The 16,658-nt window shown below is 54.2% G+C and carries 14 protein-coding genes; all 14 read right to left on the bottom strand.

Annotation, left to right across the window (positions count from 1 at the left end):
• Positions 1-247, bottom strand: a 247-nt coding sequence (locus tag CLH61_RS14195; RefSeq protein ID WP_143752157.1) for a polysaccharide biosynthesis protein, incomplete at its 3' end; no start/stop codon positions are given.
• A gap of 51 nt (positions 248-298) precedes the next feature.
• Positions 299-1,192 carry a glycosyltransferase family 2 protein gene (locus CLH61_RS14190; protein ID WP_099615409.1) on the bottom strand — a complete coding sequence of 298 codons (894 nt, stop codon included), beginning with the start codon at positions 1,190-1,192 and terminating at the stop codon, positions 299-301.
• A 30-nt stretch (positions 1,193-1,222) separates the two neighbouring features.
• Positions 1,223-2,344, bottom strand: a complete 1,122-nt coding sequence (locus tag CLH61_RS14185; protein ID WP_211289125.1) for a glycosyltransferase — start codon at positions 2,342-2,344, stop codon at positions 1,223-1,225.
• A gap of 137 nt (positions 2,345-2,481) precedes the next feature.
• The gene (locus tag CLH61_RS14180) at positions 2,482-3,612 is read right to left on the bottom strand and encodes a glycosyltransferase family 4 protein (RefSeq protein ID WP_099615407.1); all 1,131 of its coding nucleotides are present in this window, start codon (positions 3,610-3,612) and stop codon (positions 2,482-2,484) included.
• A 17-nt stretch (positions 3,613-3,629) separates the two neighbouring features.
• The gene (locus tag CLH61_RS14175; RefSeq protein WP_099615406.1) at positions 3,630-4,775 is read right to left on the bottom strand and encodes a hypothetical protein; all 1,146 of its coding nucleotides are present in this window, start codon (positions 4,773-4,775) and stop codon (positions 3,630-3,632) included.
• A 345-nt stretch (positions 4,776-5,120) separates the two neighbouring features.
• Entirely contained in the window at positions 5,121-5,618 is a 498-nt protein-coding gene (locus tag CLH61_RS14170; protein ID WP_170003748.1) for an acyltransferase, read from the bottom strand.
• A complete protein-coding gene (locus tag CLH61_RS14165) occupies positions 5,618-6,868 on the bottom strand; it encodes an oligosaccharide flippase family protein (protein WP_170003745.1) in 1,251 nt (416 codons plus the stop codon). Before CLH61_RS14165 ends, CLH61_RS14170 begins: the two co-directional genes overlap by 1 nt.
• A 230-nt stretch (positions 6,869-7,098) precedes the next feature.
• Complete coding sequence (locus tag CLH61_RS14160) at positions 7,099-9,330, bottom strand: polysaccharide biosynthesis tyrosine autokinase (RefSeq protein WP_099615403.1); 2,232 nt, start codon at positions 9,328-9,330, stop codon at positions 7,099-7,101.
• Between the two features lie 5 nt (positions 9,331-9,335).
• A complete protein-coding gene (locus tag CLH61_RS14155) occupies positions 9,336-9,779 on the bottom strand; it encodes a low molecular weight protein-tyrosine-phosphatase (RefSeq protein ID WP_099615402.1) in 444 nt (147 codons plus the stop codon).
• A gap of 9 nt (positions 9,780-9,788) precedes the next feature.
• On the bottom strand, positions 9,789-10,889 hold the full coding sequence (locus CLH61_RS14150) for a polysaccharide export protein (protein WP_099615401.1): 1,101 nt from the start codon (positions 10,887-10,889) through the stop codon (positions 9,789-9,791).
• Positions 10,890-11,023: 134 nt separating this feature from the next.
• Positions 11,024-11,989 (bottom strand): hypothetical protein, encoded by a 966-nt coding sequence (locus CLH61_RS14145; RefSeq protein WP_099615400.1) that lies wholly within the window; start codon positions 11,987-11,989, stop codon positions 11,024-11,026.
• A gap of 286 nt (positions 11,990-12,275) precedes the next feature.
• Positions 12,276-14,441 carry a YjbH domain-containing protein gene (locus tag CLH61_RS14140; RefSeq protein ID WP_099615399.1) on the bottom strand — a complete coding sequence of 722 codons (2,166 nt, stop codon included), beginning with the start codon at positions 14,439-14,441 and terminating at the stop codon, positions 12,276-12,278.
• Positions 14,442-14,881: 440 nt separating this feature from the next.
• Positions 14,882-15,592 (bottom strand): acylneuraminate cytidylyltransferase family protein, encoded by a 711-nt coding sequence (locus CLH61_RS14135; protein WP_099615398.1) that lies wholly within the window; start codon positions 15,590-15,592, stop codon positions 14,882-14,884.
• A complete protein-coding gene (locus CLH61_RS14130) occupies positions 15,585-16,640 on the bottom strand; it encodes a nucleotidyltransferase family protein (protein WP_099615397.1) in 1,056 nt (351 codons plus the stop codon). The genes CLH61_RS14135 and CLH61_RS14130 overlap by 8 nt, the downstream gene beginning before the upstream one ends.
• Positions 16,641-16,658: the final 18 nt, after the last annotated feature.

Here is a 16,658-nt window from a genome sequence, read left to right as displayed (position 1 = left end):
AGGCCGCAGCGTGGAAGATAAAGTCCACGCCCCGGGTAGCATTCAGAATGCTGCTGTAATCCCGTACATCGCCAATGTAGAACTTAAGCTTGGGATTGGCGTAGCGCTTGCGCATGTCATCCTGTTTTTTCTCATCCCGGCTGAAGATACGGATTTCTTCGATATCGGTATCCAGGAAGCGGTTGAGAACGGCGTTACCGAAGGAGCCGGTGCCGCCGGTAATGAGAAGCGTTTGCCCGTTAAACATAAACCAAATCCAATTTGTACAAATTAAGAGGGAAGCGAGGTTAAAGAGGCATTACTCGTAATAACGTACCCGAGAATCCGGCTCGCCGGGATTGGAGGGAATACTGGTTGGTAGCCGACCAGTTTGTTCAATTTCAAACCGCTTATACTCCCACTGTCGGTATACCTCAGTACGCAGATGAGACCATATCCAGCCTACCTTGCCTGCTTTCCAAGCGCCCAGCACGAAGAAGTGGTAGCCAAATAAAATCAAATAACGCCCAGGCACTTTCCAGAAGTTACGTTTGAGCCACATCCGTCGCTCAAGAGCATTACCAAATAACTTCGGAGGCACTGCAAGTGGCTTGTTCTGAGATTGGCTGATTGCTTCAGCTGTTGTGTAACGATTCTGCTTAACTACCCAGTGATCCAAACTTGGGCTATCCATATGCTTGACCTCTCCAACTAATATACCTGGAGGATCTTCGCTGATTGCATGTTCATTCGCTTGAACGTCACTAAATTGCACCGTTCCTGTTTTCCAGAGTCTCAACAACCTGAGAACGCTCGAAAGCCTCTTTCCCATAAAATAAAGGCGAATTGGAACCGTAAAGCTTCTATCAGCTGCTTTTTCAACCTTTTCGATTATTTCTTGCTTGAGGCTGTCGCTCAACCTTTCGTCGGGATCCAGCTTCATCGTCCATGGCGCACAGATGGGAAGCTCCCTCAACGCGAAATTCCATTGATCGCCAAACCCGCGAAAAGGCCGCTGCACAACATGAACACCATATCTCAAAGCAATATCCACAGTGGCATCTGTACTGCAGCTATCAACCAAAAAAACCTCTTGAGCCCACCCTTTGAGATTCTCAAGCACAGCTTCCATATTGTGCGCCTCATTCAGAGATATCATAACCACTGACACAGGAGCAGTTCCCGGCTCCCAGGTGGAATTGACTAATGCCATACTTGAAACCTTGACCTGTAACTTCCGAGTTTAATCAATGATTACGTGGTCGGGCTTATCACCACGACACAAAAGCCATTGATAAGTGTCTAGCATGTTCTTGGCAACTCCACTCCAAGCGAACTCTTCTTCCATCCAAGCCCGGCCATTTTGACCCATCGAACGAAGTCGATCGGGAGGTAACGCCATTGCATTCCTCAGTGCTGCCGCCAAAGACTTCTCGCCGATCTCCGGCCACCACCCCGCATCCTTTAGCTCCAAACCCTGCCAAGGGGCTCCTTGGCTCACCACTGCAGGAGTTCCGCTAGCAAGAGATTCAGCTACGGTCATACCGAAGTTTTCCGAATGTGTGGGTAAAACATACAACTCTGCAGCCCGGTATGCCTCGAATTTACTATCGCCGTACAGCGGCGCATCAAAGGCTACCCTCTTAAGACCAAATTGAGCGGATATTGATTTAAGATGCCGTAGGTATTCCCCATCACCTTCGGGGCCCACGATCCTCAACCTCCACTCAGGGAAAACATTTTGAAGGTCTCTCCAGGCTCCCAATAGATGATCAATACCCTTAACCGGATGTAGTCGACCTAAGAACAGCAAGGTTCTCTCACTATCCGCTCGCGCTTTAAAGCTCTCAGGGAAGCCCGGCAAATCAATACCGTTAGGGATAAGCGTAACGGGTTGGCTAAAACCCATGCGCCGAATGTCCTCATATTCAGAATAGGCTGTGGCATGAAAACAGGCAGCGTGTTTTATCGAAGGTTTCTGGATTAGCGGCCAGAAAATTTTCTTGATACTGGAGCCACTACGCATCGCCCATTGCGATAAAGTCCCCCGTGGTGAGACAACATATGGAATCGGAGTCCCTTTGGTCTCCCACCCGGGATATACATTCGGCATCATCCAAAGACTATGATTATGAACAATATCAACGGAACAAGATGTGATCTCTTGATTCAACCAGCGGCGCATTGATGGAGAACAGCCCAGACGTTGTGGGCCAAAACCGCGCGAGAAAGACTCAATAAAGGGGGTATTATCAGCATTTCCTATCAGAGCCAGAGTAGTTTCTTGCTTCAATGTGTTCAGCGCCTTGCATAGGCGAACGACAGAGTAACTCGGCCCTGCTGCCTCGGCCCCGATGTCGGGCATCGTATGAATTAGTCTCATACCACCTTTTGATCTTTAATCAGTTTGAAGGGTTATCCAGAAAGCCCAACCAGCGCCTGGAAGGGGTTTAAAGGGAGCTATCACTAGCCTTCAATCTCACAGGCTAAAGACAAAAACTCCTAATGTCTGCAATCCGAAAGGCTATGGTGCATCCAAGGGGGTTGAGGTAGTTCCGTCACCCCATCAGTAGACCTAATAATGTCCGTAAGGTACCGAGCTCCCTTTTTCCCACCAACGCAACGAGCCCACTCCGCAAGTTCCAGAGTCTGCTGCTCACTTAGCCGACCTTCACGAATCTTTGCATTTAAAAGATCGACCAAGTCATCAATACTGCCAGACTTAAATACCCCACCATACCCACTAGCCTCGGCTACAACCGCCGAACCGCAGGCGTCACTACAAATGGCGGGCGTACCACTCATCAGTGCCTCAGAAACAACCGCACCCCAACCATCGTGGCGACTGGGCAGCACCAAACAGTCCGCCGCAGCCATCTGGACCCGCACGTCATCCATCGGCAAACTACCAATCCATTCCACTCGCTCTGGCAGGGTGTCTTCGGCCAACTGTCTTAACTGCCCCTCAAGAGGACCTGAACCTACAACCGCCAACTCCACGTTTTCAGAGTCTATACGAGACATTGCGGTGATTAACAAATCCAGTCGCTTTCGCTCAATAAACTGTCCAACAAAAAGTACCCGATAACGATCGGACCTTTCCCGTTGGGTAATGGAAGGCTTCGGTGCGGTTTCAGGTAAAAAGTACGCAAAGGGAAAAACCTTTTCCGCCGGCACGCCACGGTCAATCAGCCAGTCCCGCGTATTCTTGCCATTGGCCAGCACCCCTGAAAGATGAGGTGACAGCTTTTGGAACAGGCGCTCATAGACAGCTCTTTTGATAAAGCCTTGCCAGCCGGTATCGTCAACCGTTTCCAAGTTGACGAACTGTCGTCTACCCAAGTCCTTGAGTGCTTGTTGGGCAGGACCGACTACACCGTTTGCTCTCACTCCTTGGCAAATATGTACCGCTTCCGGCGGGGCGGCCTTGACCAACGAAACCGCAGTTTCCTGATCAGTCGCCAAAACAATCTTCGAGCCACCAACATCCGGTACTGTCCACCCTTGGCCAGCCCGATCTGCCGACATCTCTCGCTCGGCAACGAAGGTCACTCCATGGCCAAGTTCAGACAAAGATTTTGCAAGGTTCGCCATGTGGGGGCTTATTATCAACTGCCAAAACCAGATATCCATTGCAGTTAAATCACCTATTAATGCCTAACGTCGGCAAGCCTTCGGCCAGAACCAGCCCAGCTAACCCCAATAAGAATCAACATCCCCAAGCCGCCGGGTGAAAAAAAGGTACTCTCGCCCATATTGATCAAAAGGGCTGTGCCAACAAGCGCCACACCAGTTACACCGGAAAGAGCTGCTTTGCGCAATACTGAAACCAACCAGGCGAACACCAATAACGCTCCTGGAATACCCAACTCTTCAACAATCACTATTGGCAAAACGCCCTTTTCAACAGCTGCACTGACCGGTAGCCCGAGAACAGGATCACGTTCAACAACCATCAATTCAAGCTCAGAGCCAATACCAAAACCTATACCCGTCAGCGGATTTTCTTTAATGTTGGCGACCAGCCTGTCAATCAAACCGCCACGTGACTTGTCATAAGCCTCCGCAATACTCTCAACCGAACCTGCCCGCCCAGATTTTGAAATATAATGGCCAACTTTGTCCCCAATTTGCGGCGCGAACATGACGCCTAAACATAAGACGACACCTGCGATACCCCAGACACGCCGGCTACGCAGCCCAGGCAGAACGGCTACTACACGCCGGCCCGAAAGCACCGGCACAGACGCAATAGCCAGACAGAGCCCAATGATCAGTGCCAACCCCGCAGTGCGGGCTTCGCTTGCCATAATAAACAACAGGGAAACGCCAAATACACCCAGGTATTGCCAGGACGGCCTCTTCTCCGCGAACAGCTTGCTGGCCGAGATAGCGCCAAGTATCGCCATGGCTGGGCCAAAAGCTTGCGGATGGTTAAGAATGCCCTGAAAGCCACTACCGTTACGCAAGTATCCAAGAGGTAGCACAGTCAACGGCACACTCACGACCATAATGACCACCAGCCCAAAGTAAAGTTGCCGGAAAAGCATCTCTCGTTCCTCGTGAGCCAAGCCAGTCCAAGCAGAGAAAAGCGTTGCGGTAACCATTAACCAAGATACTGCTTTCAGAATGGAAACATCCGGCATGGGGCTGATAAACAGCGAATGGATTACAAAAAATACTCCAAGCCCAACCGTGGACAACACAATTTTTGAACCTCGTGGCTGCCCCGTCAGAATTCCGCTACGGACAAAGACCGCCACAAACGCCCCCATAAAAACGGCGTAGCGGCCCACGCTTCCGAGGGGCGCAGGTGGTGCTATTCCGGGGCTGATCATTGTGAGAAGCCAGGACATTCCTAACGCTCGAATTGCTTGGGCTCGACCGGTAGTAGCGTAAGCGGCTAAAAGGAAGAAGCTTAGGTTTGCGGTTGGGGTGGAACTGATTCTGAGAGCAAGGACTAGAAATAGCCCTATAATCTCTCCGGGAGAGCATCGAGAACTGGAAAGGGATATCAATGATTAAAACCCAAAATGTTAGACTTATTGAGACTAAAAGATCAGCCCAGAAGACTGAAGCAAAAAGCTAGACCCAAATCTTGTGAAGTATAGAAAATAACATTCCATAATTCAAAACAAGATTTATTTTTGGCGAATAAACCTCGCTGGATTACCACCAAACAAACAGCAAGATGGAATATCTTTAGTTACAACTGAAGCTGCTGCAATTATACTGGAGGAACCAATAGCGACCCCACCCAAGACGATTGATCCAGCTCCTAACCATACGCCACTCTCAATACTAACAGGTAACGAATAACCGCGACCCGCAGCTTTTCCATTCATCTTCCAAAGCTCATGAGTACCAGTAACGATAGTTACTCTAGGAGCAATATCAACATCTTCGCCTATGATAACTTTTGCATCGCCACCAATTATTAATACTTCATGGCCTATCCATGTCCCACTACCAATCTCCAACTCTCCACTCATATAAAACTTTGCACTAGATACAATTCTTACATTATTTCCTACTTTCGCTCCAGCCCAACGCAAGAGCCGAGCCTTAACAGAGAAAAGCTTGGTCGGAGGAAGTAAAGAAAATAGGACATTGACCAAGTTGAGACGAAGCGTATTCATCACAGTAACGTTCTTTTCCTCGCAAAACAAACAGATAGAAAGATGAGAATTAAGGAGGCCACACCATGTGAAACAGCTCCCGCCCAAACCCCTAAATCTGAAAATAATAAAGTGAGCGCAATCAAAGTGAAAAACCATAAAAATGTTATGGTAAACCAAGCTCTCTGTCCATCTCGTGCAACAATTGCATTACCAACGGTATTTGCGGGAGCGGACGGGATTGCCGCCACTAAGAATGCAGCAAGCAACCATTGATTTATGGCGAGATTGGTGCCGTAGAGAGCAATTAATAAGGGAGACAGCACAACGCCGATGATGGCTAAAAGTATCGCAAATATCAGAGCCAACATCGCACCAGAGCTAACAAGTTTTCGTGATTCCGAATCAGTTCCGTGCAATTCATTTTGCATTTTTACCAGACGAGGCAGTAGAACTCTAGACACCATTCCTGGCAAGAAAAGAGCCAGCGCCATCCACTGAATACCGATAGCGTACAGCGCGAAATTCTCTGGACCAGAAGGCCCAGAAAGTATAATCCGACCCACTAACCAGGATCCGGACGCAGAAAGTAGGGAAACACCTACCATCGGCCCTGCAAACTTTAAAATAGCTCCAACGCTGTCTTTACTTAACCTCGCGGAGCTAAGCAACCCTCCTATCCCAACGATATGTAAAGTAACCAGAAAGTTTCCTACTGCATTTATTGCATTCGAGATAACCAGCACCCACATCGCTGACACAGGAGACTGGAATTTAACTGCTGCATATGAACCAAAGAACAGAAAACTTGCAGTGACACACGCCACTGAAAACGCCTTCCTGTATTGTTCAAGACCTAAAACAGCTCCGGCCGGTACGATACCTAAAGATGTCGAGAATACCCCAACCGCGAGAAGCCAGCGAGGAATATCCAAATCCTCCTCAATGAGCCCGGCCGGTAAAATCAAGGTAACTACTAAGGCTACAACCCCTCCTATTATAGAAAGCACCCAAAGCGCACCAACAGGATAGCGTTTTACATTTGTAGCCCCTTGGAATTCCGAGAAAAATCGAGACGCAGTTACGCCGAACCCAAGTGCTGCGTATGCAGCAATCATTGATATTGTTAGTTGAAAAAGACTATAAGCTGCGAACCCTGAAGAATCTAAGTTTCGCGCAAGAATCATTGACACAACCACCAAACTCCCGCGCGCTAGCAGGTGGTTTGCTGCAGACCACGCGGCATTTTTGATTAAAACTTTACTGCTCAAAATAAAATACCACTTAATGTTCTATATCAGCTTTTAATTAATCTCTGATCAGCCTTTTAACGAGCACATCAAGATTTTTCGGCTCAACAATCGACTCATCCTAGATTATTAGATTCTAAGCTCGACACTCCAGCCATATTAGTGTGCACGCATCAAGATTAACAAAGCCTCACCATATGAGTGATTAAAAAACCAAGCCTTACCTTAAAACCTATGGAATATCTCTATCATTAAGATTGATAGTCGTAATTGTAGTAACCATAGCCATAGTTGGAGGCTTTCTTCTTTACGGCATTGAAGATTACACCCTTAACCTCTATGCCATTTTGCTCAAAGCGGCGCTTGGTAAGTTCCAGTTCTTTGGCAGAGTTGGCTCCGAAGCGGGCTACCAGCATTGTGGTCCCGGCGTGCTTGCCTACGATGGCTGGGTCCGTCACCGCCAGGATTGGCGGGGTGTCTACGATGACCAAGTCATAGCTGGCGCTAGCCTGCTTGAGGAGCTCGTCAAAGCGCTTGCTCATCAGCAGTTCAGAGGGGTTGGGCGGTACGGTGCCGCGGCTGATGAAGTCCAGGCCTTCAACACTGGAATGTCGCAAAGAGTCGTCCAAGGTGGCTTTGCCGGCCAGCAGGTCGGAAAGGCCGATGTGGTTGCTTACGTTGAATACATCGTGGGAGAAGCCACGGCGCAGGTCCGCATCTACCAGAAGTACCCGTTGGTTGGCCATGGCCATGACGGCGGCCAGGTTGACGGACACAAAGGTTTTGCCCACGCCGGGACTAGGGCCGGAAATCATGAGGATGTTGTTGCGCGCGTCCATCATTCCGAAGTGCAGGCTGGTGCGCAGGCTGCGCAGGCTTTCTACCGCCAGATCTGCCGGGTTGACGACGGCCAGTAGGCCGGAGGTGGGTTCCTGGCGGTTCCGTTTCTTTTTAGCCATGTCCGCCTGGGTATCTGACAGCGGTACGGTGGCGTAGACCGGCAGGCCGAGTTTTTCGATGTCGTCCGGGTTTTCTATGCCTCGGTTCAGCATAGCCCGCACCAACACAATGGCGGTGCCGATCATGCCGCCCAACAGCAAGGCTGCGGCGGCGATCATTCCGCGCTTCGGTTTTACCGGGGAAGTGGTGTTAACCACGGCTTCGTCGACGACCCTTACGTTACCTACAGTGCCTGCCCTAGCAATGTCCAGTTGCTGCACGTTGGACAGCATTTGCAGATAGATTTTGTTGCCCACTTCTACATCACGGCGCAGGCGTACCAGTTCTTGCTGGGTGGCAGGCAAGCGGCCCAATCGATCGTCCAGCTCAGCGCGGCGGGCTTTGAGTTCCGCCATTTGCGATGCCCAGGCTCGGTAACGGGGGTGTGTGGGCTGGAACCGTTGTTCGATTTCGGCACGCTGGAATTCCAGTTCGGAGATACGGGTTTCCAGGTTGACGATCTGCTCCAGCACGGCGGAACCTTCGGCCGTGATATCGATGGTTTCTTCTTCCACTTGGTACTGGTTGAATTTCTGCTCGGCCACTTCGAGATCACGCTTTACGTCCGGCAGGGAGCTGCGCAGGAATTCCAGGGATTTAGCGGCTTCGGCGCTGGCGCGCTCGACGTTCTGGCGCACGTAGTTCTGGCCGACTTCTGCCAGTACGTTTTCGGCCACATCTGGGTTGGTGTGCTCGTAGGCCAGCTCGATGATGCCGGAGCTTTTGCCTTTTTCTGACGCGGACACGGCCCTTTGTAGATCCATGGTGGCGGCGTAGTGGCTGCGCTTGGTGACGTTGAAGCGGGTACCGGGGCGGGCGACCAGTTCCGTTACCATTACGCCAAAGCCGTTTGCTTCGGCCGGGGTGTTAGTTTGGCCTTGCAGTATCGGTTCTTCATTTCCGTTGAGCAGTGTCCAGACGCCGTTCTCGCCGGTTTCGAGGATGTAGTTGCCAGAGCCACCGGGTACGTTCATGCGGGTGATAGTGAGCTTTTCGCCTCCCCAGGCGTAGCCATCACGCCCCCCTTCACCCCATAGAGGCTCTGCCAGTTCACCAGGCGCTCCGCTGAAGCGGCGGGCGATGGTGGCGCCAATGACCGGGAAGTAATCCGGGGTGGTAATGATGTCCAGGTTCAGGTTGTCTACCACCTGGCCCAGTACCCGACGGCTTTTGATCAGTTCGATTTCCGTAACCGCTTTTGAAGTGGACTCCAGCAAGCCGCTGAGGTCTTCCATGCCCGGCAGGCCGCCCTGCTTTTCTTCTACCTGGATCAGGGCATTGGCGCGGTATACCGGCGGCTGGATCAGGGCATAGAACACCCCGATGGCGGTGAGTACCACGGTGACGGCGGCAATCAGCCATTTGCCGTCCCACAGGGTGCCGATCAGCGCGAGCAGGTCGATTTCGTCGTCTTGCGGGGCGCTGTTATAGCCTGGGTTGGTAGAAAGATTGCCGGTCGGACTGGATGCGGTGGTATCGGTCATGTAATTCAGTTACCCAGGTATTTGAGCCAGCTTGCGGTGGCTTGGTCTATCAGTTTATAGGCGTGTTCGAAGGCCGGGCGCTGTTGCCGGTAGGGGTCTGGTACCGGCTGGTCATTCTGCCATTTGCCCAGTAGGAATGCGCGGCCGCGGATTTGCGGGGCGATTTCGTGCAGGCGTTTCAGGTGGCCTTCTTCCATGGCCAGTATCAGGTCTGCCCTGGCCAGCATCTCTTGCGTGACTTGCCGGGCCCGGTGGGCGCTGGCGTCTATGCCCTGCTCTTGCAGCAGCTCCTGCGCGGTAGCGTCTGCCGGTTTATCTACCAGCGCACCGATTCCTGCGGAGTGTACCTGTTTGCCGCTGTGTTCAGGCAGGCGCGCTCTCAGCAGGAATTCGGCGATGGGGCTGCGGCAAATGTTGCCCACGCATACGATGAGGATGTTGTTGAACATCGGGATTGGTTAGTCGGTCAGTTCACGTTCGGTGACGGAGCCGAAGTACACCATCTGAACCGTTGGCAGAATCTGCGTGATCAAACGGTTCCAGCGGGCGATGGGCGCGGCGGTTACGTAGACGATATCCCGCGGTTGCAGGACGAATTGGTCGGCCAGCACCAGCGCGGTGGCGTTGCGGGCGTGCAGCTGGAACACTTCGGCGATCTTGCCGGTATCGTCTGGCGCCTTGCGGACCACGAACACGCCGCTGGCATCGGCGGTAGCCTGGACGAAACCGCCGGCATCGGCGAGGGCTTCGGCCAGGGTGATGTCGGAGCGGCCAATGTTGAGGCTGGTGGGTTTGCCTACTTCCCCGAGTACAAAGATTTTGGCGGCGTCGTTACGGGCTACGTGGATGATGTCGTTGGGGCGCAGCAGGAGGTTTTCCCGGGTGTCGCCCTGGCGGTACAAGTCCCGCAGGGAGTAGCGCTTGGTTTCGCCGTTGCGGGTAAGAGTGACGTTGGTCCAGTCCGCCGCTTCGGTCAGGCCGCCAGCATTACTGACCGCTTCCAGCAGGGTGAGCGGTACGTTGGTGATGGGCTGGGTGCCGGGTTGTTTCAGTTCGCCGGTGAGGTACACCCGCTTGGAGCGGAACGAGGCGACGGTGACGTCTACCTGGGGTGTGGCGATGTACTTGGCGAGTTCTTTACGCAGGATGTCGCGGATTTCGGTGACTTTCAGGCCGGCGACTTTTACTTCGCCCACGTAGGGGTAAAAGATGGTGCCATCACTATGTACCCAGTTACCCGCTTCAGACGGGCTGCGGTCTGAGCCTGCGGGGATGGTGAGTTCCGGGTGGTCCCATACGGTGATGTTGAGGATATCGCCCCGGTTTACCGTGTAGTCGTAATCCTGGATTTCCATTTCCAGCTGGTGGTTGAACACCGGTGTGGTTTCCGGTTTGGCCATCCGCTCCCGGAGAAGCTTGGGGGTAATGGCGTAGATATCGACCATTTTCTCCAGGTCAATGCTGTCATCTTCTTCCTGATTAAAGGGAATATGCGCGCCGGGAATAACTGCGCAGCCGGACAGGCTGAGGATAACGAGCAAAGAGAATAGAGCTTTCATCCGGTTCTGGTTTCCGTGCTTACTTCAAAGTTGCATCGCCATGGGGCGATCCAGGGAATGATACGGGATTTTCTTGGGGGGGTAGGATAACAACAAGGGCTGGCAATGCCAGCCCTTGTCAGGCGACATGCCGATCAGGCAGTGCCGGTACCACCTGTTGCGCCGGTGGCGCCGGTGGGTTCTGTCGGCTCTTCAGTTTCTACCGCTTGCTGGATTTCTTCCTGGGCGACGGCATCTTCCGCAGCCTGGGCTTCGATTTCGGCGGTGGTCGGTGCGACCGGCACAGAGGCTGTAACTACGGAGTCGGTAGTGGCCGTCTTCAGTTCGTTAAGGGCCAGACCGTTGGTGTCGGTATCAACTGCTTCCTTGACGTCTACCACGTCCAGATTGTTGACGAGGGCACCGAACGCGGCGGTGGTGTCACCGTTGGCGTTGGCTTCGGCGGCCGGTACCAGGGTAGCGATTTGCTCAGACAGCACCTGGTTGATCAGGTGGAGCTTCGCAGCTGTTCTTTGTTCCTGGCTGGTCGCTGCGCTGTCTTTGGCCGCAATCGGATCAAAGGTGGTCAGGTCGAGGCCGTCAACACCGAGCTCGGTAGCCAGCTCTGCGGATGCCGCAGCTTTCAGTTCGGCCAGAGTCGCTGTGGAGCCGGTCGCCAGGGCGCTTTCGACTTTCATCTGGATCACGGTGCTGAAGCCGCTGATGGCCTGACTACCGGCAGGCGCCAGGAACTTCAGGTTGGGATCGGCCGGGAGACCGGTGTCCAGGTCAATGGTGTTTGCGTTGGCTTGCAGTACCAGCGGGGTCAGCAGCTGGGCGTCGGTCAGGCCTTCCAGATTGAACTTGCCACCTTCAACCGTGGTTGCCGTCGGCTCACCGGTATCACACTGCTTGTTCAGGTTCTCATCCACGCAAACCGTAGCACCAACCAGGTAGCCGTCGTAGGCGAAGCCTTCGGTGGTTCCGGTAGGTGTTTCAACAACCGGCGGCGGAGTGGTGCTGCCGTCGTTATCGGAGCAACCGACGATGGCCATCATCGGGGCCAGAATGGCGGTAGCGATCAGTTTGCGCTTGAAGGATCCGTTATTCGTCTGGGTCATGGTTAGCCTCTAATCTCCTGAATGAGCTTTTTGCACGTTTTTGATTTTGCTTGTTGGTATTGGCTGCGCCACCCGGATGCTGCGGCGCCCTGACGCTGGTGGCCGGTTAGGGCCGGTTGTGGTTTTCACTATAGGTACTGCATGTTAAAACGCAATGAAATCTTGGCCTTGGGGTAGAGCGGGGACAGACCTGAGGTCAGTCCCCTTTGGTCCGGCCTGGGGACTGACCTTGGGTCTGTCCCCTTTGGGGTTTGGCCTGATCGGGGACAGACCTGAGGTCAGTCCCCTAGTTTGGCAACCGCCCGCGGTTCAGGTACAGGTACTGAATCGGGTTGGCGGACCGGACGATGGCGGCACCTCCGAAGGCGGTGAGGTTCTGGTCTTCGTTAATGCGGGTCTGCACGCTGTAGTTCCAGTCGGCGTTGCCGCGGATCTGGGTGTAGCGGAATTGTTTGGTTTTCGTTGGCGTGAGCGGGATGACCCAGCCCAGGCTGATGAATTCCGCGTCGGTGTTCTTGTAGGACAGCGTGAGGGCGTAATCGCCGAACCAGAAGCGGCTGTCGACCCGGAAACCGGTGTCTTCGGCGAAGAACTGGCCGCCGTAGACGTCAAACTGGGTGTCCAGCTGCGGGTTGTAATAACTGTAGCGGGCCAGCATCTGGTCGCGCTCGACGTTGTCGTAGTCGCTGTGGCGGAAGGTGCCGCCCAGGTAACCCAGGCTATGACGGCCATTAGGGGTCAGCAACAACGTCTCGTTCAGCAGGCCATCCCAGTCCACCGCGTAGCGACCAGCATGGAAGCTGGTGTAGAGCTGGGGGTGCAGCTTGACGGTTTGCTGCACTTCCGCCTCGATCAGGTCGGTGCGCTGGCGTTCGTTGTAGAACACCCCGCCCTTCTCGAAGTCTTCCGTGGCGTAGATTTCCGCGTTGTAAGTGGCGGAAGCCAGGGCGCCGGTCCACAGGGAAACGGCAGTTTCCGCACTGACGCCCACGGAGGCATCCCACACACCGTATTCGGTGGCGACACCGGAGCTGATGGTGGGGCTCAGGGTAATGCGTGGCTTCCAGGTTGGCCCGTAGCTGCCTTCAAAGTCCCATTGGCGGGGCTTGCTGAACACGGTGGCCGGGGCGAATTGGGAGGCGATGGCGTAGAGTTTACTGACTTCTCGGCGCTCTTCTGCCTCACCGTGATTTATACCGCCCGCAGATAAACGGGCCTCAATTGCGCCGCTCTTATTTGTATCGCTCTCAATTGCATCGCGTGCTTTTACCTCGCTCCCATCTGACCCAGTCTCAACTGCGTCTTCGGCATTGGCACGGTCGTCCCTAAGAATCACCGTGCGTTCGGCGACCGGGATGTTCTGGTTCAGCAGGGTGAGCCTGGCGGTGGCGTGAGTGCCAGCGGCGGCGCGGACTCGCTTCGCCACATCGACAATGGCGTCCCGCTCATCGCGAACGTAAATGTTGTTTTCCCACTGGACGTGGAGGGTGTTGCCTTCACTGGCTACAGAAACGCGGTCGTAGCCGGCGGTGACGAGTTGTTGGCCGAGGGTATGAGCGGCGGCTTTGCCGAGGTCTACGACGTTTGCAGGAGTTCGTGCTGCAAAGGAGCTTTCCACCGGGGCTGATAACGCTGCGGATTCAACAGGCTTGGGCTGCAGGCGTTGCTTGGAAGGTGCGTTGCCAAAGGGCAAGGACACGCCCACTAAGAAGAAATTGCGACCGTTGTCCGAATCACCCTCGTCGTAGGCCAATAACTTGGCCTTTACTTGCAGCCCGTACGGCAGCCAACCTTGGGGCGATGATGCGCCAACACCCAGGCGCACGTCCTGGCTGTCGTGCTCCGCCATCAGGTTGAGCCAAGGCAGTGGGCGATAGGATACGGCACCAAATGCGCCATCCAGATAGCGGGGTTGTGTTTTCGGGTCGCCATAACCGAGCGCCAGCTCTACGGGACCTAAAGTTTTGCCAGCCACTAAGTAGACCGACTCAAAGTCGTCCGTCTCGCCACCCAGATCCTGGACACCAGCTGCGAGGGTAAACCAGTCCTCGGGAATGAAGGGGGCCTGGATTTTGAGGTTGGCGGAAAGATCCCGGATACCGCAATCAGACTCTGTATAGCCGTTGCAGTGCGTCTTTTCCCAGGTCAGCCGCCCACCTACTTCAACATTCGGGAAGATACCGAAGGTACCGCTGACATTGTTGTAGTACCCATATCCGTCACTACTATCCCGGGTATTAAGGGCCTGATCCGAATACTGGACATCCGCCTGGCCACGGGAAAGGACTGTCGCGGACGGCACGTTAAGAAAGCCGCTGTAACCGGGAAATGCCAGATCGCGCTGGGTTGCATGAGCAAGGCCTGACAGGAAAACTCCGGCCAACCCCGCCAGAATAACCGGCTTCAGGCACGCTACCGCCCCACCGACCAGGGTCCAGTGTTTTGAGGTCATATCAATCGTCTGTGTCTGAAAGGCAAAGCCAAGGCGGGAGCGTTGAGGCCCCGACTGAGTCCCTGTCAGGAATTTTTATGGTTTTGGGTGGCGCTATCGGGGACAGACCCGAGGTCAGCCCCCATAGTTGCCAGGCCGGTGGGGACTGACCTTGGGTCTGTCCCCAGTCTGTCCCCGCCTTTCCACCAATAATTGTAGAGTTTTGCAAATTTGTGACGGGATTCTACGCGAGATCGGGTTACAGACAAGTGACAAACGGTGAGATTGGCCTAAGTGACTGTCACTGCTGCGTAAAAAATTGTGAAATGGTTGCTTTGCGAACAGATAGGGTGCTTGGTAGGCCGGGGGCAAAGCACAGGGGACTGACCTTAGGTCTGTCCCCGATGAGGGATTGGGTGTTATTGGGGACAGACCCAAGGTCAGTCCCCTGAGAGATGCGGTCAGTCCCCGGAATGCACCTCGCCTTTCAGGATCTCGCATATTTTGAAATCCAGTTCTTCGTCTATGTCGAATGATCTGGACCGTGGCATCACCGAAGCTCGCAACTCCTCTGTGAACAGGGTGCCTTTCTCCTGCAATACACTTGTCGGAGCAACGTATACGGCGCCGTTCAGACGATACTCTTTCTGGTAATCCTGGGACCGCTTGCCAGTCACATCAATGCCTTTGAATCTGGCGCTGTCTCCGATAACGCCAACCCAGGCGCTGGGGTGGTCCACTTCGCAAACGGTTACTACGGTATCTGCACACCCGCCTTCACGGTATGTCTGCAGCGCGGCCTTGACATCCGCGGCGTTTCTGAGGGGCGAGGTGGGCTGGAGCAATATCAGGGTTTTGGGCTGCCGCCCTGCTCGCTGTTCAGCGGAGATTGCGTCGATCAGTGTGTCGGTGGTGGTGGCGGTATCCGTTGCCAACTCATCGGGTCGTCTGTGGGCGATCACGCCTCTGGACTCATACTGACGTGCGAGGGCGAGAATTTCCTCATCGTCGCTGCTGACCATGATGCGGGCTTCCAGGCCCGCTTCCAGCGCAGCTTCTATGGTCCAGCAGATGAGGGGCTTCCCGGCCAGCGGCAGTACATTCTTGCGCGGTAACCGTTTACTGCCGCCCCGGGCCGGAATTACGACAAGGATGTCGCCGAGCTCAGTCATTGAGCAGGCCCCGCACTCTGGTTTGCGCTTTATGGAAGTCATCCATACGCCCGATATCGAGCCAATATTCGTGGATGGGGAACATATTAACCGGCTTGTCGTTCTCGATCTGCTGTTCGAGCAAGGTTGGCATATCGATCCGGGTACCGGGTATCACGCTTTTCACCAGTTCCGGTGCGAGCAGGTAGATACCCGCGTTGATGAAAAACCGCTGCACCGGTTTTTCAACCATGGAGCGGATCCGGGTGCCTTCGCTGGTGATGACTCCGTAGGGCACCTGATGCTCGTATTCACGTACGCACATGGTGGCGAGACTGCCGTGAGATTCGTGGAACTCCAGGAAGCTGTGCAGGTTCAGTGACGTCAACAGGTCCCCGTTCATCATGAACATCGGTTCGTTAATTTCATCATGCGGCAATAAACCCAGCGCGCCGCCGGTGCCCAGTGGCTCCTCCTCGTGGACATACTGGATGGTCACCCCCCACTTATCACCGTTGCCGAAATACTCACGGATAACTTCCGGCATGTAGTGGGTGGAGATATAAAAGCGGTGAAAACCCGCCTCGACGAAATTGAGCAGGATCTGCTCCAGAATCGGCTTATCACCCACTTTCAGCATGGGTTTGGGGCAATTGTTGGTCAGCGGGCGCAAGCGGGTACCGAACCCTCCCGCCATCAGGAAAACCGGGTTATCGTGGCGGTGCTTGTTCAGCAGGTCGTGAAGGTTCTCCAGGCCAACCAGCCGGCCCTGGCTGTCCACCACCGGCATCTGCAGTAACTCATACTGTTCCATGACCGCCAGAATGCGGCTTTCGGTCCAGCTTTGCTCCGCCGTGCGCGGATTGGTATTCATGACTTCGCTGACCGCTGTTGCCAGGGACATATGCTTCAGCAACGCCCGCCGCACATCACCATCGGTCAAGGTGCCCTGTAACCGCCCCTCGTCATCCACAACCAGAGCAATGCGCAGGGCCGCTTTGTCCAGCACCTCAATGGCGCCCTCGAGGGTAACGTTGCCTTTCACAAGGGCATTACGCCATGACTTCATCGCTTGCTCCTTCTTTAA

The organism is Marinobacter profundi (assembly GCF_002744715.1).
Classification (GTDB): Bacteria; Pseudomonadota; Gammaproteobacteria; order Pseudomonadales; family Oleiphilaceae; genus Marinobacter; species Marinobacter profundi.
This window is presented reverse-complemented; position numbering and strand designations above follow the sequence as displayed.

What these genes read in the sequence shown, in the direction of transcription:
- CLH61_RS14190 (WP_099615409.1), bottom strand. Translation starts at nt 1,192, where the DNA reads ATGGCATTAGTCAATTCCACCTGGGAGCCGGGAACTGCTCCTGTGTCA.
- CLH61_RS14185 (WP_211289125.1), bottom strand. Translation starts at nt 2,344, where the DNA reads ATGCCCGACATCGGGGCCGAGGCAGCAGGGCCGAGTTACTCTGTCGTT.
- CLH61_RS14180 (WP_099615407.1), bottom strand. Translation starts at nt 3,612, where the DNA reads ATGGATATCTGGTTTTGGCAGTTGATAATAAGCCCCCACATGGCGAAC.
- CLH61_RS14170 (WP_170003748.1), bottom strand. Translation starts at nt 5,618, where the DNA reads ATGAATACGCTTCGTCTCAACTTGGTCAATGTCCTATTTTCTTTACTT.
- CLH61_RS14160 (WP_099615403.1), bottom strand. Translation starts at nt 9,330, where the DNA reads ATGACCGATACCACCGCATCCAGTCCGACCGGCAATCTTTCTACCAAC.
- CLH61_RS14155 (WP_099615402.1), bottom strand. Translation starts at nt 9,779, where the DNA reads ATGTTCAACAACATCCTCATCGTATGCGTGGGCAACATTTGCCGCAGC.
- CLH61_RS14150 (WP_099615401.1), bottom strand. Translation starts at nt 10,889, where the DNA reads ATGAAAGCTCTATTCTCTTTGCTCGTTATCCTCAGCCTGTCCGGCTGC.
- CLH61_RS14145 (WP_099615400.1), bottom strand. Translation starts at nt 11,989, where the DNA reads ATGACCCAGACGAATAACGGATCCTTCAAGCGCAAACTGATCGCTACC.
- CLH61_RS14140 (WP_099615399.1), bottom strand. Translation starts at nt 14,441, where the DNA reads ATGACCTCAAAACACTGGACCCTGGTCGGTGGGGCGGTAGCGTGCCTG.
- CLH61_RS14135 (WP_099615398.1), bottom strand. Translation starts at nt 15,592, where the DNA reads ATGACTGAGCTCGGCGACATCCTTGTCGTAATTCCGGCCCGGGGCGGC.
- CLH61_RS14130 (WP_099615397.1), bottom strand. Translation starts at nt 16,640, where the DNA reads ATGAAGTCATGGCGTAATGCCCTTGTGAAAGGCAACGTTACCCTCGAG.